The 22,290-nt window shown below is 32.6% G+C and carries 31 protein-coding genes, 1 pseudogene and 1 riboswitch; of the genes and pseudogenes, 24 read left to right on the top strand and 8 right to left on the bottom strand.

Features of this window, described 5'->3' with window-relative positions; all coding sequences use genetic code 11:
* The coding region (locus IDG65_RS12735) for an OsmC family protein (RefSeq protein WP_206174130.1) at positions 1-196 on the bottom strand (196 nt) is incomplete at its 3' end.
* 147 nt (positions 197-343) lie between these two features.
* Between IDG65_RS12735 and aroD the strand changes: the two genes are divergently transcribed.
* Together aroD and IDG65_RS12745 are read left to right on the top strand one after the other, a co-directional pair.
* Entirely contained in the window at positions 344-1,060 is a 717-nt protein-coding gene (gene aroD, locus IDG65_RS12740) for a type I 3-dehydroquinate dehydratase (RefSeq protein WP_000150015.1), read from the top strand.
* Between the two features lie 82 nt (positions 1,061-1,142).
* Positions 1,143-1,682 (top strand): nitroreductase family protein, encoded by a 540-nt coding sequence (locus IDG65_RS12745; RefSeq protein ID WP_000422908.1) that lies wholly within the window; start codon positions 1,143-1,145, stop codon positions 1,680-1,682.
* Between the two features lie 149 nt (positions 1,683-1,831).
* Here the strand turns inward: IDG65_RS12745 and IDG65_RS12750 are convergent, their stop codons facing one another.
* Positions 1,832-2,152, bottom strand: a complete 321-nt coding sequence (locus IDG65_RS12750) for a thioredoxin family protein (RefSeq protein WP_001147955.1) — start codon at positions 2,150-2,152, stop codon at positions 1,832-1,834.
* Positions 2,153-2,295: 143 nt separating this feature from the next.
* Here IDG65_RS12750 and IDG65_RS12755 point away from each other — a divergent pair, with 143 nt between their 5' ends.
* From IDG65_RS12755 to IDG65_RS12795, 9 genes are all read left to right on the top strand, one after another.
* Positions 2,296-2,652 (top strand): arsenate reductase family protein, encoded by a 357-nt coding sequence (locus IDG65_RS12755; RefSeq protein WP_000589552.1) that lies wholly within the window; start codon positions 2,296-2,298, stop codon positions 2,650-2,652.
* Positions 2,653-2,809: 157 nt separating this feature from the next.
* Positions 2,810-3,190, top strand: coding sequence for a glycine cleavage system protein GcvH (gcvH, locus tag IDG65_RS12760; protein ID WP_000290491.1), 381 nt, complete (start codon positions 2,810-2,812; stop codon positions 3,188-3,190).
* 178 nt (positions 3,191-3,368) lie between these two features.
* Entirely contained in the window at positions 3,369-4,247 is an 879-nt protein-coding gene (locus IDG65_RS12765; RefSeq protein WP_000932209.1) for a YwqG family protein, read from the top strand.
* 474 nt (positions 4,248-4,721) lie between these two features.
* Positions 4,722-5,108: a toprim domain-containing protein gene (locus tag IDG65_RS12770; RefSeq protein ID WP_001018962.1), complete on the top strand. Its 387-nt coding sequence runs from the start codon at positions 4,722-4,724 to the stop codon at positions 5,106-5,108.
* A complete protein-coding gene (locus IDG65_RS12775; protein WP_001065801.1) occupies positions 5,101-5,397 on the top strand; it encodes a thioredoxin family protein in 297 nt (98 codons plus the stop codon). The genes IDG65_RS12770 and IDG65_RS12775 overlap by 8 nt, the downstream gene beginning before the upstream one ends.
* Before the next feature lie 57 nt (positions 5,398-5,454).
* A riboswitch (SAM riboswitch) is annotated at positions 5,455-5,558 on the top strand.
* An 89-nt stretch (positions 5,559-5,647) separates the two neighbouring features.
* Positions 5,648-6,673, top strand: coding sequence for a methionine ABC transporter ATP-binding protein (locus IDG65_RS12780; protein ID WP_000571218.1), 1,026 nt, complete (start codon positions 5,648-5,650; stop codon positions 6,671-6,673).
* The gene (locus tag IDG65_RS12785; RefSeq protein ID WP_000520233.1) at positions 6,666-7,361 is read left to right on the top strand and encodes a methionine ABC transporter permease; all 696 of its coding nucleotides are present in this window, start codon (positions 6,666-6,668) and stop codon (positions 7,359-7,361) included. The genes IDG65_RS12780 and IDG65_RS12785 overlap by 8 nt, the downstream gene beginning before the upstream one ends.
* Positions 7,362-7,378: 17 nt before the next feature.
* Positions 7,379-8,200: a MetQ/NlpA family ABC transporter substrate-binding protein gene (locus IDG65_RS12790; RefSeq protein ID WP_000732328.1), complete on the top strand. Its 822-nt coding sequence runs from the start codon at positions 7,379-7,381 to the stop codon at positions 8,198-8,200.
* A 350-nt stretch (positions 8,201-8,550) separates the two neighbouring features.
* Positions 8,551-8,745 (top strand): CsbD family protein, encoded by a 195-nt coding sequence (locus IDG65_RS12795; protein ID WP_000752917.1) that lies wholly within the window; start codon positions 8,551-8,553, stop codon positions 8,743-8,745.
* Between the two features lie 233 nt (positions 8,746-8,978).
* Here the strand turns inward: IDG65_RS12795 and popT are convergent, their stop codons facing one another.
* Positions 8,979-9,830, bottom strand: coding sequence for a polyprenyl-phosphate transporter PopT (gene popT, locus IDG65_RS12800; RefSeq protein WP_001183854.1), 852 nt, complete (start codon positions 9,828-9,830; stop codon positions 8,979-8,981).
* A 327-nt stretch (positions 9,831-10,157) separates the two neighbouring features.
* Here popT and sufC point away from each other — a divergent pair, with 327 nt between their 5' ends.
* From sufC to sufB, 5 genes are all read left to right on the top strand, one after another.
* Positions 10,158-10,919 (top strand): Fe-S cluster assembly ATPase SufC, encoded by a 762-nt coding sequence (sufC, locus tag IDG65_RS12805; RefSeq protein ID WP_000168845.1) that lies wholly within the window; start codon positions 10,158-10,160, stop codon positions 10,917-10,919.
* 97 nt (positions 10,920-11,016) lie between these two features.
* The gene (gene sufD / locus IDG65_RS12810; RefSeq protein ID WP_000205572.1) at positions 11,017-12,324 is read left to right on the top strand and encodes a Fe-S cluster assembly protein SufD; all 1,308 of its coding nucleotides are present in this window, start codon (positions 11,017-11,019) and stop codon (positions 12,322-12,324) included.
* 105 nt (positions 12,325-12,429) lie between these two features.
* Positions 12,430-13,680 (top strand): cysteine desulfurase, encoded by a 1,251-nt coding sequence (locus IDG65_RS12815; protein WP_001006453.1) that lies wholly within the window; start codon positions 12,430-12,432, stop codon positions 13,678-13,680.
* On the top strand, positions 13,670-14,134 hold the full coding sequence (gene sufU, locus IDG65_RS12820) for a Fe-S cluster assembly sulfur transfer protein SufU (protein WP_001010508.1): 465 nt from the start codon (positions 13,670-13,672) through the stop codon (positions 14,132-14,134). The genes IDG65_RS12815 and sufU overlap by 11 nt, the downstream gene beginning before the upstream one ends.
* A 150-nt stretch (positions 14,135-14,284) precedes the next feature.
* A complete protein-coding gene (sufB, locus tag IDG65_RS12825; RefSeq protein WP_001074405.1) occupies positions 14,285-15,682 on the top strand; it encodes a Fe-S cluster assembly protein SufB in 1,398 nt (465 codons plus the stop codon).
* 67 nt (positions 15,683-15,749) lie between these two features.
* On the opposite strand, the gene IDG65_RS12830 is transcribed toward sufB, so the two are convergent.
* From IDG65_RS12830 to IDG65_RS12840, 3 genes are all read right to left on the bottom strand, one after another.
* Positions 15,750-16,799: a site-specific integrase gene (locus IDG65_RS12830; protein ID WP_001145725.1), complete on the bottom strand. Its 1,050-nt coding sequence runs from the start codon at positions 16,797-16,799 to the stop codon at positions 15,750-15,752.
* A 210-nt stretch (positions 16,800-17,009) separates the two neighbouring features.
* On the bottom strand, positions 17,010-17,690 hold the full coding sequence (locus IDG65_RS12835) for a type II toxin-antitoxin system PemK/MazF family toxin (RefSeq protein ID WP_000392109.1): 681 nt from the start codon (positions 17,688-17,690) through the stop codon (positions 17,010-17,012).
* 35 nt (positions 17,691-17,725) lie between these two features.
* Positions 17,726-18,352, bottom strand: a complete 627-nt coding sequence (locus tag IDG65_RS12840) for a LexA family protein (RefSeq protein ID WP_206174132.1) — start codon at positions 18,350-18,352, stop codon at positions 17,726-17,728.
* Between the two features lie 197 nt (positions 18,353-18,549).
* Between IDG65_RS12840 and IDG65_RS12845 the strand changes: the two genes are divergently transcribed.
* From IDG65_RS12845 to IDG65_RS12855, 3 genes are read left to right on the top strand one after another with little or no spacing between them, the layout of a single operon-like run.
* On the top strand, positions 18,550-18,759 hold the full coding sequence (locus tag IDG65_RS12845) for a hypothetical protein (protein WP_000916560.1): 210 nt from the start codon (positions 18,550-18,552) through the stop codon (positions 18,757-18,759).
* A 15-nt stretch (positions 18,760-18,774) separates the two neighbouring features.
* The gene (locus IDG65_RS12850) at positions 18,775-19,563 is read left to right on the top strand and encodes a phage antirepressor (RefSeq protein ID WP_031901046.1); all 789 of its coding nucleotides are present in this window, start codon (positions 18,775-18,777) and stop codon (positions 19,561-19,563) included.
* Positions 19,564-19,578: 15 nt separating this feature from the next.
* Positions 19,579-19,758, top strand: a complete 180-nt coding sequence (locus IDG65_RS12855) for a hypothetical protein (protein WP_033861758.1) — start codon at positions 19,579-19,581, stop codon at positions 19,756-19,758.
* Positions 19,759-19,858: 100 nt separating this feature from the next.
* Here IDG65_RS12855 and IDG65_RS12860 read toward each other — a convergent pair whose 3' ends face one another.
* On the bottom strand, positions 19,859-20,341 hold the full coding sequence (locus IDG65_RS12860; protein ID WP_000394410.1) for a hypothetical protein: 483 nt from the start codon (positions 20,339-20,341) through the stop codon (positions 19,859-19,861).
* 59 nt (positions 20,342-20,400) lie between these two features.
* Here IDG65_RS12860 and IDG65_RS12865 point away from each other — a divergent pair, with 59 nt between their 5' ends.
* Positions 20,401-21,144 (top strand): phage antirepressor KilAC domain-containing protein, encoded by a 744-nt coding sequence (locus IDG65_RS12865; protein ID WP_050959879.1) that lies wholly within the window; start codon positions 20,401-20,403, stop codon positions 21,142-21,144.
* Between the two features lie 24 nt (positions 21,145-21,168).
* Positions 21,169-21,372: pseudogene (locus IDG65_RS12870) on the top strand (hypothetical protein); the annotation flags it as partial.
* Here IDG65_RS12870 and IDG65_RS12875 read toward each other — a convergent pair.
* On the bottom strand, positions 21,340-21,585 hold the full coding sequence (locus IDG65_RS12875) for a hypothetical protein (protein WP_000122244.1): 246 nt from the start codon (positions 21,583-21,585) through the stop codon (positions 21,340-21,342). The pseudogene IDG65_RS12870 and the gene IDG65_RS12875 sit on opposite strands and share 33 nt — an antisense overlap.
* Positions 21,586-21,655: 70 nt before the next feature.
* Between IDG65_RS12875 and IDG65_RS12880 the strand changes: the two genes are divergently transcribed.
* From IDG65_RS12880 to IDG65_RS12890, 3 genes are all read left to right on the top strand, one after another.
* A complete protein-coding gene (locus tag IDG65_RS12880) occupies positions 21,656-21,877 on the top strand; it encodes a hypothetical protein (protein ID WP_117223365.1) in 222 nt (73 codons plus the stop codon).
* On the top strand, positions 21,870-22,031 hold the full coding sequence (locus tag IDG65_RS12885) for a DUF1270 domain-containing protein (RefSeq protein WP_000066011.1): 162 nt from the start codon (positions 21,870-21,872) through the stop codon (positions 22,029-22,031). The genes IDG65_RS12880 and IDG65_RS12885 overlap by 8 nt, the downstream gene beginning before the upstream one ends.
* A gap of 96 nt (positions 22,032-22,127) precedes the next feature.
* A partial coding sequence (locus tag IDG65_RS12890) for a DUF1108 family protein (protein WP_206174118.1) occupies positions 22,128-22,290 on the top strand: 163 nt, incomplete at its 3' end.

Here is a 22,290-nt window from a genome sequence, read left to right on the forward strand (position 1 = left end):
TTTGCTTTAAAATTAGGTCGAAGGCACCGTTGAAGCAAGATGCATAACCTGCTGCAAATAATTGTTCGGGGTTAGTAGCTTTACCATCTGCTTGAGCAGGCGGAACGATATCAATATCTAATGCTCGATCATCAGTATAAACATGTCCTTTACGTCCGCCAACATTCGTCGCTTTAGTTTCATAATGTATTGCCATACTTATAACCTCCTAATTTAAAATACATTTATGCTTTACCCATTCGAAAATACCTTAATCATTTTCATTTATAGCATTGTTTGATTGAAGGATAAAAAGTTGTTGTTTACAATAAAAATAATGAGTATCTGAAATGAGGGATTTACTATGACACATGTGGAAGTAGTAGCGACTATCGCGCCACAATTATCTATCGAAGAAACTTTAATTCAAAAAATTAATCATCGTATTGATGCAATAGACGTATTAGAATTACGAATTGATCAAATTGAAAATGTCACAGTTGATCAAGTGGCAGAAATGATTACAAAGCTGAAGGTTATGCAAGATTCATTCAAATTATTGGTTACGTATCGTACAAAGTTACAAGGTGGCTATGGGCAATTTACAAATGACTTGTATCTTAATTTAATATCAGACTTAGCAAATATCAATGGCATAGATATGATTGATATAGAATGGCGAGAAGATATTGACATTGAAAAACATCAAAGAATCATTACACATTTGCAACAGTATAATAAAGAGGTGGTCATATCACATCATAATTTCGAAAGTACGCCTCCATTAGATGAATTGCAATTTATATTTTTTAAAATGCAAAAATTCAACCCAGAATACGTTAAATTAGCAGTAATGCCACATAATAAAAATGATGTGTTAAATTTATTGCAGGCAATGTCTACATTTTCAGATACTATGGACTGCAAAGTTGTTGGTATTTCAATGTCTAAACTTGGACTAATAAGTAGAACGGCTCAAGGCGTTTTTGGTGGTGCGTTGACTTATGGTTGTATCGGAGAAGCACAAGCTCCAGGACAGATTGATGTTACTGATTTAAAAGCACAAGTGACTTTATACTAATAAAATGAATTAGGTTGCTTTTGTGTAAGTGCTGTCTTATAATTGAGAAGTATTATCATTGTTCGTGGAGGAGCGATTTTAGATGGAATTACAACAAGCAATAGCTAATAGAAGAAGTGTGAAAAAATTTAAAAGAGATATGCACATAGATGACGCATTGCTATATCAAGCAATTGAGAAAGCTGCTGATGCTCCAAATCACGGAATGAGGGAACCATGGAGAGTTGTGCATGTTCCGAAAGACAGATTAGGAGATATGAGTAAGGATATTTCTAAATTTGCATTTCCTAATGAATTAGATAAGCAACAATGTCATTATGATGCAGTAACGAAACTTGGTGGCATGTTATTGCTTATTTTAAAAACAGATCCAAGACAACGTCAAAATGATGAAAACTACTTTGCATTTGGTGCATATGCACAAAATCTTATGTTGTTACTTTATGAAGCGGGAATAGGTACATGTTGGAAATCGCCATTATATATCTATGATCCTAAAGTAAGAAAAACACTTGGTATAAAGAAAGATGAAGTTCTTGCTGGATTCTTATATTTAACGGATTTAGAAGAAGATATGCCTAAAGCACCACGTAAAAATAGAAACTTAATTACATTATATTAATATGTATAATTATAGAAACATTAATAAAAGCTGAGTCATGAATTGATGGACATCTATCGAGTTAGAGATTTAATCTAACTTACTAGAGTCGGTACAATCACAGTCTCAGCTTTTTATTGTGCAGTATATACACATTTTTATTTTAGTATTTATTTAAAAGTTTCTGCTAAAAATGATTCAACTTGTTCAGGTGACTTAGCATTTGCTGAATGAAGGTGTGCAATTTTGTCGCCGTTTTTAAATACTAGCAAGCTAGGGATACCCATAACTTCATTTTCAACAACTACATCTTCTAATTCATCACGATTAACAGTATACCATTGGTAATCATTATATTGTTCTACGATTGGGTCAATCCATAAATCCATAGCACGACAGTCTGGGCACCATCCTGCCTCAAATTTAACAATTACAGGTGTATCGCTATTAATTACAGATTTAAATGATTCATTACTTTTGATTGCTTGCATTGTAACAACTCCTCTAGATAGTTTAATAATTTTTATTATAGCTAAATTTATAACATAATAAAAAATTTTAGCTTCAAAATGAAAGCCTTTTGCTATGGAAAATGATATATTTATTTTAAATACATAAAGGAGGTTGCAGTCGTATGATTAAATTTTACCAATATAAGAATTGTACAACTTGTAAAAAGGCAGCAAAGTTTTTAGATGAATATGGCGTAAGTTATGAACCAATTGATATCGTTCAACATACACCTACAATAAATGAATTTAAAACAATAATTGCAAATACAGGCGTAGAAATTAATAAATTGTTTAATACACACGGCGCGAAATATCGTGAGCTTGATTTGAAAAATAAATTACAAACCTTATCAGAAGATGAAAAGTTAGAGTTGTTATCATCTGATGGTATGTTAGTAAAGCGTCCTCTAGCAGTAATGGGCGATAAGATAACATTAGGATTTAAAGAAGATCAATATAAAGAGACTTGGTTAGCGTAAGTGAAATGTAAACGTTTACTAAATATCTCGATATTTAGATTCATTACATGTAAAATGAAATAAGCTATACAATTGTTAATTTTTATAAATATAGTTGAATAGCATCTAGCCTTATGGCATCATTAATGATGTAAAGATTAATTAGGAGGGGATTCTCTTGGCAGTACCAAATGAATTGAAATATTCAAAAGAGCATGAATGGGTTAAAGTTGAAGGTAATGTAGCAACAATTGGAATCACAGAATACGCACAAAGCGAGTTAGGTGATATTGTTTTCGTTGAATTACCGGAAACAGATGATGAAATTAATGAAGGGGATACGTTTGGTAGCGTAGAATCAGTTAAAACTGTATCAGAATTATATGCACCAATCTCTGGTAAAGTAGTTGAAGTCAACGAAGAACTAGAAGATAGTCCCGAATTTGTAAATGAATCTCCATACGAAAAAGCATGGATGGTAAAAGTAGAAATTAGTGATGAAAGTCAGCTTGAAGCTTTATTAACAGCTGAAAAATATTCAGAAATGATTGGTGAATAATCACCGTGTAACTCCTTAATCTAAGATTGAGGAGTTTATTTTTAGTCTGAGTAAGTAAATAATATGAAAGAAAATTTATTAGGTACTATTATTTGGAGTATTGCTACATTTTATTATTCAAGAATGATGAAAATAATGAATTTAGCTATTTTAAAAATAAAAATTGGGGGAAGTTAATATGCTAAACATTCAAGACGTTAGTCATCTTTCTAAAAAGGAGCAAAAAGCATATAACCGTTTCGTAGAATCTGTAGAAAACGGTAATTTACCAGTACTACCATGTATTGAAATGGATCTAAAAGAGATGAAAGAAGAAACATTAAACCAGAGTAAGATTGGTGGAATGCCATTTTTAAAATCTTTTAAAGATATACCATTAGATGAAAATAATGTACCAATGGTATTGTTAGCGCAGATTAATTTGGATGATCTTCCAGAACAACAAGAATTATTTCCTGTAAAAGAAGGGATATTGCAGTTTTGGATTAGTTCAGAAGATCAAATGTATGGAATGTCTGAAAATTTAAAGGGAAACAATATAAACTCAAGGCTTGTTTATATAAAAGAGCCAATTACAGATTTATCACTCGAAAATATTCAAGCGCATTTGAAGTCATTAGATGCTGATAATGAGGATATCCCGTTCAGTGGAGCATTTTCTATAGAATTTAGATTGTCGAAACAAACTATTACATGTACTGATTATAAGTACGATGAGGACGTGCTTGCATTGTGGAATAAAGTCAATCCATCCTTCGCGCTAAAATCAATGTTTGGTGGTTATGATGAATTGATGGAACCTGTGTGTAACACATTTACTGCTAAGGAACCATTTAATCAACTTGGTGGTTATCCATATTTTGACCAAATAGATCCAAGAACGAACGATCAAGAACTGAAAATGTATGATAGAGTCTTACTGCAAATTGATTCTACAAGAGATGGTAATTCTTCGATTATATGGGGTGATTTAGGTATTGCCAATATCTTAGTGAAATCTACTGACCTTGAGGCTATGAAGTTTGATGATTACATGTATTCATGGGATTGCAGCTAAGAGAATCATGAAAATATATTACTTTAATAAGTGTAGTATCTATAGATCAATCTAGGGAGTGGGACAGAAATGAAAAAGAACCACTAGTGATTTATAATGTAGTGGTTCTTTTTCATAAGCCACAGCTAATGTGTACTTAAAAATAGGAATACATGAGTAAAACTCATGCATAAGAAATACTAATTTCTAAAGAAAAAGTATTTCTTTATGTTGGGGCCCCGCTATAATTGAAAAGTTTGTTATAGGTGTATTTTCTTTTGGTTAACTATTGGTAATATAACATTGTAGATTTTAGGATGTTGATTTTTGACTTAGCCTTTGTCTGCTTATGTTAAATGTCCCAGCTAGTCAAACATTGATTTTGTAATTATTATATTAAGCTAGTTTAAATTTTTTGTGATTTATGTTTTATTCATACCAATTTTGTGAAATGATACAGTGACAGATGTTTATTGATTTTAAAGGGTGATGATGATGGCTATTGTAAATAAAGTGATAATTGTTGAAGGAAAATCTGATAAAAAAAGGGTGCAACAGGTTATTGCAGAACCAGTCAATATTATTTGTACTCATGGAACAATGAGTATAGATAAGCTTGATGATATGATAGAATCACTGTATGATAAACAAGTTTTTGTATTAGCCGATTCTGATGACGAAGGAGATCGAATTAGAAATTGGTTTAAACGTTATTTGAGTGAAAGTGAACATATATTTATTGATAAAACTTACTGTCAAGTTGCGAATTGCCCCAAACAATATTTGGCGCATGTACTTTCAAAACATGGCTTTACTTGTAAGAAAGAAACACCTCTTTTACCGAATATAAATAATGAAAGGTTAGTTTTAGTAAATGAATAATTCATTAGACATCAAAGATGTAACTACATTTTATGAGGAAGACAAACATTTAATCTTTGGTTATACACCAACGTGTGGTACTTGTAAGGTTTCAGAAAGAATGTTAGACATTGCTAATGAAATATTGCAGTTGCCATTATTGAAAATAGATTTAAACTTTTATCCTCAGTTTTGTAAAGATATGCAAATCATGTCTACGCCGATTTTATTGTTGATGAATAAAGATAAAGAAGTAAAACGAATTTATGCATTTAAATCGGTGACTGATTTGTTAGAAAATTTAAAATAGTTATTGACGAAATTTTACTAAGGTGTTAGGATTAATACAAATTAAATGATGCGTAAACTCTTATCGAGAGTGGTGGAGGGATGTGCCCTACGAAGCCCGGCAACCGTCTTATATAGAAATGGTGCCAATTCACATAAAGTTTTAACTTTTGAAGATGAGAGAAACAATACTACTATTGCTTTCTCAATTTTTCTATCGATATTGAGAAAGCATTTTTTTATTTTATTAAGCAACACAGGGAGGAATCAACGTGATTGAATTAAAAGAAGTTGTTAAAGAATATCGGACTAAAAATAAAGAAGTCCTTGCTGTAGATCACGTTAATTTATCGATTCGAGCAGGATCGATTTATGGCGTCATTGGTTTTTCTGGAGCAGGAAAAAGTACTTTGATTCGAATGTTTAATCATTTAGAAGCGCCTACATCAGGTGAAGTTATTATAGATGGGGACCATATAGGTCAATTGTCCAAAAATGGATTAAGAGCAAAAAGACAAAAAGTAAGTATGATCTTCCAACATTTTAATTTATTATGGTCAAGGACTGTGTTAAAAAATATTATGTTTCCGCTTGAAATTGCAGGTGTCCCTAGAAGGAGAGCTAAGCAAAAAGCATTAGAACTTGTCGAACTTGTCGGTTTAAAAGGTAGAGAAAAAGCTTATCCATCAGAGTTATCAGGTGGACAAAAGCAACGTGTTGGGATTGCACGAGCGTTAGCTAATGATCCAACGGTCTTGCTTTGTGATGAGGCAACAAGTGCACTTGATCCGCAAACAACAGATGAAATTTTAGATCTACTACTAAAAATTAGAGAACAACAAAATTTAACAATTGTACTAATTACGCATGAAATGCATGTCATTCGTCGTATTTGTGATGAAGTTGCAGTTATGGAAAGTGGTAAAGTGATAGAACAAGGACCGGTGACACAGGTTTTTGAAAATCCGCAACACACTGTGACAAAACGATTTGTGAAAGACGATTTAAATGATGATTTCGAAACATCTTTAACAGAATTAGAGCCATTAGAAAAAGATGCTTATATCGTTAGATTAGTTTTCGCTGGTTCAACAACAACCGAGCCTATTGTATCGAGCCTATCAACTGCCTATGATATTAAAATTAATATTTTAGAAGCAAATATTAAAAATACAAAAAATGGAACAGTCGGCTTTTTAGTTCTGCATATTCCATATATTTCAAGTGTAGATTTCGGAAAATTCGAAAAAGAGTTAATTGAGCGACAAGTTAAAATGGAGGTGTTAAGACATGGGTAAATCATTTAGTGAAATTATAAATGAAATGATTACAATGCCTAATATTCAGTGGCCAGAAGTTTGGACTGCAATAGTCGAAACACTATACATGACAGTCGTCTCAACTATATTTGCATTTATACTTGGTCTTATTTTAGGTGTGTTATTATTCTTGTCTGCTAAAGGTAAGTCTATCGGTGCAAGGTTATTTTATTCTATCGTTTCTTTCATTGTTAACTTATTTAGAGCGATACCATTTATTATTTTAATTTTATTATTAATTCCATTTACAAGTTTGATACTTGGAACGATAAGTGGTCCGACAGGTGCGTTACCAGCCTTGATCATTGGCGCAGCACCGTTTTATGCAAGGCTCGTAGAAATTGCTTTTAAAGAAATTGATAAAGGTGTCATCGAAGCGGCTTGGTCAATGGGTGCTAATACTTGGACAGTAATTCGTAAAGTCCTTTTACCTGAAGCCATGCCAGCGCTAGTGTCTGGCATTACAGTTACAGCAATCGCTTTAGTTGGTTCAACAGCAGTTGCAGGTGTAATTGGTGCCGGTGGTTTAGGAAATTTAGCATACTTAACAGGTTTCACTCGAAATCAAAATGATGTCATTTTAGTATCAACAGTTTTTATTTTAATTATTGTATTTATAATCCAATTCATTGGGGATTGGCTTACAAATAAACTTGATAAACGATAAATTGGGGGTTTCATTTTATGAAAAAATTATTTGGTCTTATTTTAGTATTAACATTTGCAGTTGTATTAGCAGCTTGCGGTAATGGAAACAAAAGTGGCAGTGACGACAAGAAAATAACAGTAGGTGCTTCACCAGCACCACATGCTGAAATTTTAGAAAAAGCAAAACCATTATTAGAGAAAAAAGGTTATGAACTAGATATTAAAACAATTAACGATTACACTACGCCTAATAAATTACTAGACAAAGGTGAAATTGACGCAAACTATTTCCAACATACACCATATTTAAACACAGAGAAAAAGGATAAAGGTTACAAAATCGTAAGTGCCGGTGATGTTCACTTAGAACCTATGGCTGTATACTCTAAAAAGTATAAAAGTTTAAAAGAATTACCAAAAGGTGCAACAGTTTATGTGTCTAATAATCCAGCTGAACAAGGACGCTTCTTAAAATTCTTCGTTGATGCAGGTTTAATTAAGATCAAAAAAGGCGTAAAAATTGAAGATGCTAAGTTTAGTGATATTACAGAGAATAAAAAAGATATTAAGTTTAATAATAAACAATCAGCAGAATTCTTACCTAAAATATATCAAAATGAAGACGCGGATGCTGTTATCATTAATTCAAACTTTGCAATCGAACAAAAACTAAATCCTAAAAAAGATTCTATTGCTGTAGAAAGTGCGAAAGATAATCCTTATGCAAACTTAATTGCTGTTAAAGAAGGAAATCAAGATGATAAGAAAATCAAAGCATTAATTGAAGTATTACAATCTAAAGATATTCAAGACTTCATTAATGAAAAATACAATGGTGCAGTTATTCCTGCTAAATAATTATTAATGGCTCAGTAACGTGATGTTGCTGGGCTTTTTAATTTAAACAGGTATTTATATGATATTTAGGAATGAGATGCTATTACGGATAAAGTAAAATCCTATATGCATGCGTTCTACTCATTTATTCCTATTTTTAATTTCACATGGATAGTGACTACTACATCATAAATCATTAGTGATTCTTTATCATTTCTGTCCCACTCCCTCAAGTTAATGATGAATCTATTTCGCTAGTTATAAAATGATGTCAAATCAATAACAAAAATTATTTAAGTAAAATGTTTAGATAATTTTTCAGTGGGTAAGTATTATATATAACATTTAATTATTCCGAGGAGGCATTTATTATGGCAGACGAAAGTAAATTCGAACAAGCAAAAGGTAATGTTAAAGAAACAGTAGGTAATGTTACTGATAATAAAAATTTAGAAAACGAAGGTAAAGAAGATAAAGCTTCTGGTAAAGCGAAAGAATTCGTTGAAAATGCAAAAGAAAAAGCAACTGATTTTATTGATAAAGTAAAAGGTAACAAAGGCGAGTAATTTTACTTTTTTATTCCTAATACACTGCACATGCCACTTAGTCGGTATAACCATCGGCTAGGTGGTTTTTGTATTAAAAAAGTGGATACCAAAATTTATTAATAATTATTTTAATGTTAGAAAAAAACTAAATAAAAACTCGCTAATGATATCCAATAATATGTATACAAAACGAGACATATATTGCATATGATTAACGAGATACTGAAAATATTTTATCACCCCTAAAATGACTATTCATTTTCAGCGGTAATTCGACCTAAAGTCAAACTTACAATAAAACCGATGATAAATACTACTAATGAAACAAACCACATCACGATATTAGTTGGTAAACCTGGAAATACTGCAAAGAGGGAGCCAACAACAAAACCAATGATTAATGCAAAAGTCATTAGTTTATGATGTGTTAGGAAATACTGGATAATTTTGCTTGAAATAATGAATCCAGCAAGCACGCCAAATCCGACTGCAAGTAATATAGGAAGACCTGTAAAGTTAAGTTTAACAACTTCAGATATTGCTAGCATGACTGTGCCATAGACGCCAAATACTAATAACATAAATGAACCTGAAATACCTGGGAGTAACATAGCACTAGATGCACACATACCTGCAATAAAGTATTTAATAATAAGACCAGTTGATAGAGTAAGTGTTTCTCCAGCATGTTTATCGCCATTATTCATTAATGTAATAACAATTAAGATAGCGATACCAGCTATAACCATCATGTAATGTTTAGTTGTAAATGACGTTTTATAGTTAGAAATTTTCAATAAATATGGAACGATACCAATGATTAATCCACCAAAGAAAAACATAGTTGGAATATGGTGTTGGCTTAATAAATAATTAAAAAGATTACTTAGTGATCCCATTGCCAGTAACATTCCAATTATAATGGGGATTAAAAATGTAAAACTTGGCCAAAAACGTCGTGAGAATATGCCGCTAATTGAAGCGATAAATTGATTGTATATACCTAACAATAATGCAATAGTCCCACCGCTAACACCAGGCACCAAGTCACTCGTTCCCATAGCAAAACCTTTTAGAATATTAATCCATTTAAATTGTTGCATGAATAACTCCTTTCAAACGATTGGAATAAAATCATAAATAGCATCATACCATATTACAAATGTCCTAGTGAAATGATAACATATTTTAAATTCATAAAATCCATTGAGAAATTATGTGCACTTATTATCATTTATATTTTTAAAGAGAGCGGATTAGAGTTGTACTTTAGAGTTATTAAAAATAATAAAAAGGGTTTAAGTTGTTTATATTAAGGTATAAGTAAGTTATAATTAACTGAACGCATTATTACAAAGTCTTTTTGACTACAAATTAAAATTATTATAAACTAGTTAAGAAAACTTTATATTTTACGGAGGGAATATAAAATGGCATCAACATTAGAAATCAAAGACCTACATGTGTCTATTGAGGATAAAGAAATCTTAAAAGGTGTTAACTTGACAATTAACACTGATGAAATACATGCGATTATGGGACCAAACGGGACAGGTAAATCAACTTTATCATCTGCAATTATGGGACACCCAAGCTATGAAGTAACTAAAGGAGAAGTACTTTTAGACGGTGTAAATATTTTAGAATTAGAAGTTGATGAAAGAGCAAAAGCAGGATTATTCTTGGCAATGCAATATCCATCAGAAATTACAGGTGTTACAAATGCTGATTTCATGCGTTCAGCAATCAATGCGAAACGTGAAGAAGGACAAGAAATCAACTTAATGCAATTTATTAAGAAATTAGATAAAAATATGGATTTTCTAGACATAGATAAAGACATGGCACAACGTTATTTAAATGAAGGTTTCTCAGGTGGAGAGAAGAAACGTAACGAAATCTTACAATTAATGATGTTAGAACCTAAGTTTGCAATCTTAGATGAAATCGATTCAGGGTTAGACATCGATGCATTAAAAGTTGTATCTAAAGGTATTAACCAAATGCGTGGGGAAAACTTTGGTGCATTAATGATTACACACTATCAACGATTATTAAATTACATTACTCCTGATAAAGTACATGTAATGTATGCTGGTAAAGTCGTTAAATCTGGTGGTCCAGAATTAGCAAAACGTCTTGAAGAAGAAGGATATGAATGGGTTAAAGAAGAGTTCGGTTCAGCTGAATAATCTTATTAATACAGTATCCATGAGATGTTCATCTATATATGATGAAAATGAACATTTATACGAAATAGTAAATTTCATCAAGTAGGAGGAAAAAGTTATGACAACTGATATTTTGAACATTTCTGAAGAACAACTTGTTGATTATTCTAAAGCCCACAATGAACCTTCTTGGATGACAGAATTACGTAAAAAAGCTTTGAAATTAACAGAAACTTTAGAAATGCCAAAACCTGATAAAACAAAATTAAGAAAATGGGATTTTGATTCTTTTAAACAACACGATGTAAAAGGTGATGTTTATCAATCTTTATCACAATTACCTGAGTCAGTAAGAGAAATTATTGACGTAGATCATTCTAAAAACTTAGTAATTCAACATAATAATACGATTGCGTACACACAAGTTGATGATAATGCATCGAAAGATGGCGTTATCGTTGAAGGTTTAGCAGACGCTCTTATGAACCATAGTGATTTAGTACAAAAGTACTTTATGAAAGATGCAGTAACAGTAGATGAACATCGTATCACAGCGCTACACACGGCATTAGTTAATGGTGGCGTATTTGTTTATGTTCCTAAAAATGTGGTTGTAGAACATCCAGTACAATACGTTGTGTTGCACGACGACGAAAATGCAAGCTTTTATAACCATGTTATCATCGTTACTGAAGAAAGCGCCGAAGTCACATATGTTGAAAATTACTTATCAAATGCATCTGGTGAAGGAAATCAATTAAATATTATTTCTGAAGTGATTGCTGGCGCAAACTCCAATATCACATATGGCTCAGTGGACTATATGGATAAAGGCTTTACAGGTCATATCATTCGACGTGGTATTACTGAAGCGGATGCCTCAATTAATTGGGCATTAGGTTTAATGAATGAGGGTAGCCAAATTATTGATAATACAACAAATTTATTTGGTGATCGTTCAACAAGTTCACTTAAATCAGTAGTTGTAGGTACAGGCGAACAAAAAATTAATCTAACATCTAAAATCGTACAATATGGTAAAGAAACAGATGGTTATATCCTTAAGCATGGTGTTATGAAAGAACATGCATCATCTGTATTTAATGGTATCGGCTACATTAAGCATGGTGGAACTAAATCAATTGCTAATCAGGAATCACGTGTATTAATGTTATCTGAACATGCTCGTGGTGACGCGAATCCTATTTTATTAATTGATGAAGATGATGTACAAGCTGGTCATGCTGCATCAGTAGGTCGTGTTGATCCAGATCAACTTTACTATTTAATGAGTCGTGGTATTTCTCAAAGAGAAGCGGAACGTCTTGTTATACATGGTTTCTTAGATCCAGTAGTACGTGAATTACCTATCGAAGACGTTAAACGTCAATTGAGAGAAGTAATTGAACGCAAAGTTTCTAAATAATATTTTGAAAATAAAAGTTTGTAATAGATATAGACTGTCGATATTGGTATAAGACTAATACAACGTCAGTATTTAAATGATTAGGATTTTTATTTAAGAAAGGTCGTGAATGAAGTGGCCGAACACTCATTTGACGTTAATGAAGTAATCAAGGATTTTCCGATATTAGATCAAAAAGTCAATGGCAAACGTTTAGCATATCTTGATTCAACAGCGACAAGTCAAACGCCTGTGCAAGTGTTAAATGTTTTAGAGGATTACTACAAGCGTTATAATTCAAACGTTCATCGTGGTGTTCATACATTAGGATCATTGGCAACTGATGGTTATGAAAATGCCCGTGAAACCGTTCGTCGTTTTATTAATGCGAAGTATTTTGAAGAAATCATTTTCACACGCGGAACAACTGCGTCGATTAACCTTGTAGCACATAGCTATGGTGATGCAAATGTTGAAGAGGGCGATGAAATTGTTGTCACTGAAATGGAACATCATGCCAATATTGTTCCTTGGCAACAGTTAGCAAAGCGTAAAAATGCGACATTGAAATTTATACCAATGACAGCTGACGGTGAATTAAACATCGAAGATATTAAGCAAACGATTAATGATAAAACAAAGATCGTTGCTATTGCACATATTTCTAATGTACTCGGTACAATTAATGATGTTAAAACCATTGCAGAAATAGCTCATCAACATGGCGCAATTATCAGTGTTGATGGGGCGCAAGCAGCACCACATATGAAACTTGATATGCAAGAAATGAATGCTGATTTTTATAGTTTTAGTGGTCATAAAATGCTTGGACCAACAGGTATTGGCGTATTATTTGGTAAACGTGAGTTACTACAAAAAATGGAACCGATTGAGTTCGGTGGCGACATGATTGATTTTGTAAGTAAGTATGATGCAACATGGGCTGATTTACCTACTAAATTTGAGGCGGGTACTCCATTAATTGCACAAGCAATTGGGCTTGCAGAAGCTATTCGCTATTTAGAACGCATAGGTTTTGATGCAATTCATAAATATGAACAAGAATTAACGATATATGCTTATGAGCAAATGTCTGCAATTGAAGGAATTGAAATTTATGGCCCGCCAAAGGATCGTCGTGCAGGTGTAATAACGTTTAATTTACAAGATGTACATCCACACGATGTTGCTACAGCCGTAGATACAGAAGGTGTAGCGGTTAGAGCTGGGCATCATTGTGCGCAACCGTTAATGAAATGGTTAAATGTGTCTTCAACAGCTAGAGCGAGTTTTTATATATACAACACGAAAGAAGACATTGATCAGTTAATAAATGCCTTGAAACAAACGAAGGAGTTTTTCTCTTATGAATTTTAATAATCTAGATCAATTATATAGATCTGTCATTATGGATCATTATAAAAATCCTAGAAATAAAGGTGTATTAGATAACGGGTCTATGACAGTAGATATGAATAACCCGACATGCGGTGACCGTATACGACTAACATTTGATATAGAAGACGGCATTATAAAAGATGCTAAGTTTGAAGGTGAAGGTTGTTCGATTTCAATGGCAAGTGCATCGATGATGACACAAGCTGTTAAAGGTCATTCACTTGGAGAAGCAATGCAAATGAGCCAAGAATTTACGAAAATGATGCTTGGTGAAGACTATGTGATTACAGAAGAAATGGGAGATATTGAAGCATTGCAAGGTGTATCTCAATTCCCAGCTCGTATTAAATGTGCCACATTAGCTTGGAAAGCATTGGAAAAAGGTACTGTTGCTAAAGAAGGTAAAGCAGAAGGTACGACTGAAGAAGAATAGAATGCTGTTAATCATAGATGATTTTGATATTAGACATATAAAAGTATAAAAATTTTTATAAGATGTCATGTCATTGTTATAATATGGTTTACATCATGAATTAAAAACTTACGCACGCCGTTGTAAATATATTTTTAAGGAGTGATTGAAATGGCTAAAAAAGCACCTGATGTTGGGGATTATAAATATGGATTCCACGACGATGATGTGTCCATTTTCAGATCAGAACGTGGTTTAACTGAGAATATCGTTAGAGAAATTTCTAACATGAAAAATGAGCCGGAATGGATGTTAGATTTCCGTCTTAAATCATTAAAATTGTTTTATAAAATGCCAATGCCTCAATGGGGTGGCGACTTATCAGAATTGAATTTCGATGACATTACTTACTATGTAAAGCCTTCAGAACAAGCTGAACGTTCATGGGATGAAGTGCCAGAAGAAATCAAAAGAACTTTCGATAAATTAGGAATTCCTGAAGCTGAACAAAAATATTTAGCTGGTGTTTCTGCTCAATATGAATCTGAAGTTGTTTACCATAATATGGAAAAAGAACTTGAAGAAAAAGGTATTATCTTTAAAGATACAGATAGTGCTTTACAAGAAAATGAAGAATTATTCAAAAAATACTTTGCTTCTGTAGTACCTGCAGCAGATAACAAATTTGCGGCGTTAAACTCAGCGGTATGGTCAGGTGGTTCGTTCATTTATGTACCTAAAAATATCAAACTAGATACGCCACTACAAGCTTATTTCCGTATTAACTCTGAGAACATGGGTCAATTTGAACGTACATTAATCATTGCTGATGAAGGTGCTTCTGTACATTACGTAGAAGGTTGTACTGCACCAGTTTATACAACTAGTTCTTTACACTCTGCTGTTGTGGAAATCATTGTGCATAAAGATGCGCACGTTCGTTATACTACGATTCAAAACTGGGCGAACAATGTATACAATTTAGTTACAAAACGTACTTTTGTTTATGAAAACGGAAATATGGAATGGGTAGATGGTAACTTAGGTTCTAAGTTAACGATGAAATATCCAAACTGTGTTCTTTTAGGTGAAGGTGCAAAAGGTAGTACATTATCTATTGCATTTGCTGGTAAAGGACAAGTTCAAGATGCCGGTGCTAAAATGATTCATAAAGCGCCAAATACATCTTCAACGATTGTTTCTAAATCTATTTCTAAAAATGGTGGTAAAGTTATTTATCGTGGTATTGTACATTTTGGACGTAAAGCAAAAGGCGCTCGTTCAAATATTGAATGTGATACATTAATCTTAGATAACGAATCAACATCAGATACAATTCCATATAACGAAGTATTCAACGATCAAATATCATTAGAACATGAAGCCAAGGTTTCAAAAGTTTCTGAAGAACAATTATTCTATCTAATGAGTCGTGGTATTTCTGAAGAAGAAGCGACAGAAATGATTGTTATGGGATTCATCGAACCATTTACAAAAGAACTTCCAATGGAATACGCGGTCGAAATGAACCGTTTAATCAAGTTCGAAATGGAAGGTAGTATTGGATAGCTTTAAACCGCGTTGTTAAGCCATTCTTGACTTTCGAAAATGGCTATTGATACCATTTTGATACCATTTACTTGTCAAAAATGGCTATTGCATCGTGTTTTTTCTGAGTATATAAATGGCTGTAAGTGCCCATCGTTTCAGTGATTTGAGCATGTCTCATAAGTGACTGTAAAACGAAAATATCTACACCATTATTTGCAAGATAAGATGCATAAGAATGTCTTAACGCGTGAATGTTATAATGGGGGAAAGCTTTTTGGAATTTCTTTTGAACATGACTGTAATGTTTGGGAGCCATTCCTCCGAAAATAAAATAACTACGTTCATCAAAATATTTGTTTAACTCTTTTTCACGTTGGTGTCGTTCAGTTAACATTGTATTGATGAATTTAGGTAAAGGAACAATATCCTCTGAACTATCTGTTTTTGGTCTCGGATATATAGTTCTATTAGAGATGTCCATTGTTTTATTTATGGATATCTCTTTTTTATATTTATTGTAGTCTGTCCAAACAAGCGCCATAGCTTCGCCAATCCTTAAACCTGTATAAAACATTAATGTAAATAACTCTCTGTAATCTTGATCTTCAATGTCTTTGATTCTTTCTTCAAATTCTTCACGCATCATAAACTTAGGTTTTGGCTTTACACGCGGAATAGGTTTAATTGATATTGTTGGATCTGTACGTAATCCAAAGTATTTTTTAGCATAATTAATTACAACTTTAAAACCTGACCAAATTGTACGAGCAGAATTTGTTGATGCTACATTCTCTATTAGATATTTACGAAACTCTTGGCATTGATTTTGTGTTATCTTATTCATTTTTATGTGCCCGAACTTAGCTTTAAAGTGTTTATGATATTCATTTTGTTTGCGTCGTTTTGTTTTAGGTCTCAAATCGCTATTTTCTAAGTAGTGATGAAAAACATAATCAAATGTTTTCGAATCACTATATCCTTCGTTTACGTCATTCAAAAAAATAGCCTCTGCTCTCTTAGCTTCACGCTTAGTTGAAAAACCGCGTTGCATCTTACGTTTGTTATTACCGTATACATCTTTATATCTAATGGAAAAATACCATTTACCTGTATTATCATCCTTATATACTGGCATTTTGCTTTTCCCTCCTCAAAATTGGCAAAAAATAATAAGGGTAGGCGGGCTACCCGTGAAAATTGTATAAAAAAAGAGAGAGCGCAGATGCACCCTCTCATGTCGCAAATATTTCAGCGACTTGTCTAATTTGAAGCTTGCCGCAAATATTTCAGCGGCTTGTTTTGTATATATGTAATATACCATCAAAGAGAGTGTAGTTCAAGCGATTTAACTAAGAAATCTAATTTTTATACTATTTTCAATTTTATCTACTGTTTCTTTTGAATATGATATTTCTCCGGCAGGGTCATACCTATTAATTTTCGATATTCTATCCTTGCTGATTGTAGTGATATTTAAAACGTTAGCATAGGTCTTTTTATACTTGAATCGCTCATATCTTTTGCGAACCTTCGAATATTTTTTGAAGTCGTCATTCAGCGATTTGTTTTCATCAAGTAATTTTTGATCGTATGGGTTTTCTGCTTTTGACACCTTTTCAAGATTGTTCATGATTTTTTTAGCTAAATCCTTACCCGTTACGTCCATTTTTTCCAATACTAAAGGTAACAAATCTTCTTCGATATGCACATTGAATTTACTTCTGGAAGATGTAAGTGGAACTACCGTTAATATTGGATTTTTATTTGAATCGTGATTATTAAGTACCATACAAAAATGGTTTCCAGAAAACTCTCTGCCAACATTAACACCTAACTTTACATAAATTATAGTGCCTTTTTTATATCTGGTGTAACTTTTGTTTTCTTTTAACAATCTAACTTCATCCAATAAAAACTCTGAATATTCAAGACACCATGAATTCATATATTTAAATTTGTAAATCTCGCTATTTTGAATCTTTTTAAAATTATTAACTGCTGTTTCTAAAGGTGCGTTCTCTTCCATCCCTCATCCTCCTCACGCCACACAGGCGCTATTAATCAATACGTTTTTACACTTGCTACAACTCTACCTACAATTTTAACTTCATCGTCTTTACCATATACTTGTGGATAGTGATTAGGATTGTTCGATTCAGGTATTAATATGATTTGGTCTCCATTGTATCTTATGCGCTTCACAGTACTGTTATAGCCATTTATCATGACTACACCTAACTGACCATTTTCGACGATAGAATCTTTTTCAACAACAACTACATCACCTTCATCAAAAAGTTTATTCATGCTATCACCTGACACTTTTAGACCAAATTCTTCTTTTTCATCGTTCAATTTATCTCTAGAAAAGTATATGTAATCAACTAAATTTTCTTCGCAATAGATAGGTAAGCCTGCTGATATTTTAGAAACGACCGGTATCTTTTTAACTGGTAGAGTTTCAAGTTGGGATTCTATAGGTTTTGTTTGTTTAATATCCATAATATCTTCTGGTCTGATATTTAAACCATTACAAATTTTGATGACGTTTTCTACTTTAGCATTAAAAACTCCACGTTCTAAAATAGATCTTACAGTTGTATAAGCTAAACCAATTTCTTCGGAAAAAGCCTTTACACTACCTGATTTCTTTTCCATAAGATATTTTAAATCTTTTTCTTTAGTCATAATTGTTTGCCTCATTTCTAATTTGTACCTATATAATACCATGCGAAAAATCGTATATCAAGTATAATCAGGAATAAAAAATACGAATTTTAGTGTTGACATAGTACGAAATTTCGTATAAACTTTAGTTAAGCAATCGGCGAGATTGCTAAAAATTTTATTTTGAAATACGAATTTTCGTATTAAGGAGGGATACTATGTTGAAGAATTTCGACGACATTAGAAAAGATAAAAAAGTATCTCTGGTAGATTTAGCTGATTTGTTAGAAGTCAGATACCAAACTGTAGCCGATAAAATCAATGGCGCTTCAGATTTTAAATTTGGAGAAGCTCTACTTATCAAAAACACATATTTTCCAGAGTATGATATCGAATTTCTTTTTGAAAAAGAAAAACAAACATCTTAAAAGGAGGAACGAACAATGCAAGCATTACAAACATTTAATTTTAAAGAGCTACCAGTAAGAACAGTAGAAATTGAAAACGAACCTTATTTTGTAGGAAAAGATATTGCTGAGATTTTAGGATATGCAAGATCAGACAATGCCATTAGAAATCATGTTGATAGCGAGGACAAGCTGACGCACCAATTTAGTGCATCAGGTCAAAACAGAAATATGATCATTATCAACGAATCAGGATTATACAGTCTAATCTTCGATGCTTCTAAACAAAGCAAAAACGAAAAAATTAGAGAAACCGCTAGAAAATTCAAACGATGGGTAACATCAGATGTCCTACCAGCTATTCGCAAACACGGTATATACGCAACAGACAATGTAATTGAACAAACATTAAAAGATCCAGACTACATCATTACAGTGTTGACTGAGTATAAGAAAGAAAAAGAGCAAAACTTACTTTTACAACAAGAAATCGGAGAGCTAAAACCCAAAGCAGATTATGTTGATGAAATCTTAAAATCAACTGGCACATTAGCTACAACTCAAATCGCGGCAGACTACGGTATATCAGCACAAAAGTTAAACAAACTACTACACGAAGCTAGATTACAACGAAAAGTAAATAAACAGTGGGTTCTTTACTCAGAACACATGGGCAAGAGTTACACAGAATCAGACACTATAGCAATTGTACGCTCTGACGGTAGAGAAGACACAGTTTTACAAACTAGATGGACACAAAAAGGCAGATTGAAAATACATGAAATCATGACTGAATTCGGTTATGAAGCTAACGTAACTGCTTAACAGGAGGAACTACAAATGGAAGAAACAATCAAACATTTTTTAGAATTTAGAAAGCAATTCACACCTGCACAGTGGCACGAAATCAACAGAATTATTGACGGACAATTTAGTAAAAAAGCCGCCGAGCTACAACTCGACGACCAAGATGTTGAGGTTATTAAAAATATTATTACTCAACAAAAGATTATGAAGTAACAATTTGAATAAAAGTTATTCAAAAATCACGAAAGGAAGATACAAAATGATGCTGACCAACACACTACTAGCAATTCACTTTTTCATGAATTTAGCGATATTAATTATGCTCGTAAGAATCGGTAGAGATTAACTTATACTTTTTAAGTTTGTTTATTCGTTGATTAGAAACAATCTTTATAAACGCAGGTTCTAATTCGAATTTATATAAAAACTCTGATGACGAATTAGCTATCATAACTTCTGGTTTATCTAATTGTTTATCGATTGGAGCATGCAAATAACTTGGATTATATATACCGAGAGATGAATATTCATCAGATTCCAATACTACGTTAATAGGTGTTAAAACATTTTTGTTTTTATCTAAAAATATTAATTCTTCTAAAGTATGAGTTCTAGACGAGTCATTAGCGACGACAAAATTTAATTCTACAAAATTATTTTCATAGTAGAAATTAAGATCGCTAATAACAAAACTGAACTTATTTTGAGAACGAGTATAAAAAATTGAGTATGCAGATAGACCTAAAGCTAGAAAAGCTACAACGTTTGAAAACAAAGTAGATTGTATGAATTCCATAAGAATAACCACCTTAAATATTTGATAACAACATTATACATGAAAGGAGCATAAATATTATGCAAGCATTACAAACAAAATCGAACATCGGAGAAATGTTCAATATTCAAGAAAAAGAAAATGGAGAAATCGCAATCAGCGGTCGAGAACTTCATCAAGCATTAGAAGTTAAGACAGCATATAAAGATTGGTTTCCAAGAATGCTTAAATACGGATTTGAAGAAAATACAGATTACACAGCTATCGCTCAAAAAAGAGCAACAGCTCAAGGCAATATGACTCACTATATTGACCACGCACTCACACTAGACACTGCAAAAGAAATCGCAATGATTCAACGTAGTGAACCTGGCAAACGTGCAAGACAATACTTCATCCAAGTTGAAAAAGCATGGAACAGCCCAGAAATGATTATGCAACGTGCTTTAAAAATTGCTAACAACACAATCAATCAATTAGAAACAAAGATTGAACGTGACAAACCAAAAATTGTATTTGCAGATGCAGTAGCTACTACTAAGACATCAATTTTAGTTGGAGAGTTAGCAAAGATCATTAAACAAAACGGCGTAAACATCGGGCAACGCAGATTATTCGAATGGTTACGTCAAAACGGATTCCTTATTAAACGTAAGGGTGTGGATTATAACATGCCTACACAGTATTCAATGGAACGTGAGTTATTCGAAATTAAAGAAACATCAATCACACATTCGGACGGTCACACATCAATTAGTAAGACGCCAAAAGTGACAGGCAAAGGACAACAATACTTTGTTAATAAGTTTTTAGGAGAAAAATAAAAATCTTAATAGGAGGAATTATCAATGAACACACTATACAAAACAACCCTCCTCATCACAATGGCAGTTGTGACTTGGAAGGTTTGGAAGATTGAACGAAATACGAGAAAGCCTGTAATCAATAGAAATGATTTTAGTAAAGAGTCTACAGCCGAAACGATTGAGCGACACAGTGATCCTGATTCAGGAATAAAACTACTTAAGGCATTTTCCGACTTCACTAAAGAGAACCTTACCTAATTCTAAGAAGATGAAGTTTCGTTGGTACTCAAGTGATTCATGTAAAGCGGTAGAGTAAATCTTTTCACTGGAAACACCTTCATCAGCATTCTCTGTAAGTTTTTGAAGGTTCTTCTTGAAGTGTTCACTTTGACCACCGTATAGTTCATCAGCTTCATTAACAATTTTATAGTAAAGCTGTTCATATTCACTATATGACATATTATCCACCTCCTTTCACTAGGAGATAACTAAATTATACACAACACAAAAATAAAAAGGAGGAATAGATATGATAAAAAATAGTTTGCAAGCTAAAGAACTTGCGGTAATTTTATCTGTTTCAAAATCCAAAGCAGGACAAATAATAAGAGAACTGAATAAAGAGCTTGAAGACAAGGGATACATTGCGATTCGAGGCAGAATACCAGTCCAATTAGCTAGAGAAAAATTCCCTTATCACGGCTTGTCAGACGAGAGAATAATGGAGGCGTTGAAAAAAGAAAATGAGTAACATTTATAAAAGCTATCTATTAGCAGTATTATGCTTCACAGTCTTAGCGATTGTACTCATGCCGTTTCTATACTTCACTACAGCGTGGTCAATTGCGGGATTCGCAAGTATCGCAACATTCATATTTTATAAAGAATACTTTTATGAAGAATAAAAAAACTGCTACTTGCGCCAACAAGTAACAGTATCAAACAAAACACTTAAGAAAAAATTCATGTTCAATATAAAACGAAAAACGGAGGAAGTCAAGATGTATTACGAAATAGGCGAAATCATACGCAAAAATATTCATGTTAACGGATTCGATTTTAAGCTATTCATTTTAAAAGGTCATATGGGCATATCAATACAAGTTAAAGATATGAACAACGTACCAATTAAACATGCTTATGTCGTAGATGAGAATGACTTAG

The organism is Staphylococcus sp. EG-SA-17, from assembly GCF_017151845.1.
Taxonomy (GTDB): domain Bacteria; phylum Bacillota; class Bacilli; order Staphylococcales; family Staphylococcaceae; genus Staphylococcus; species Staphylococcus aureus.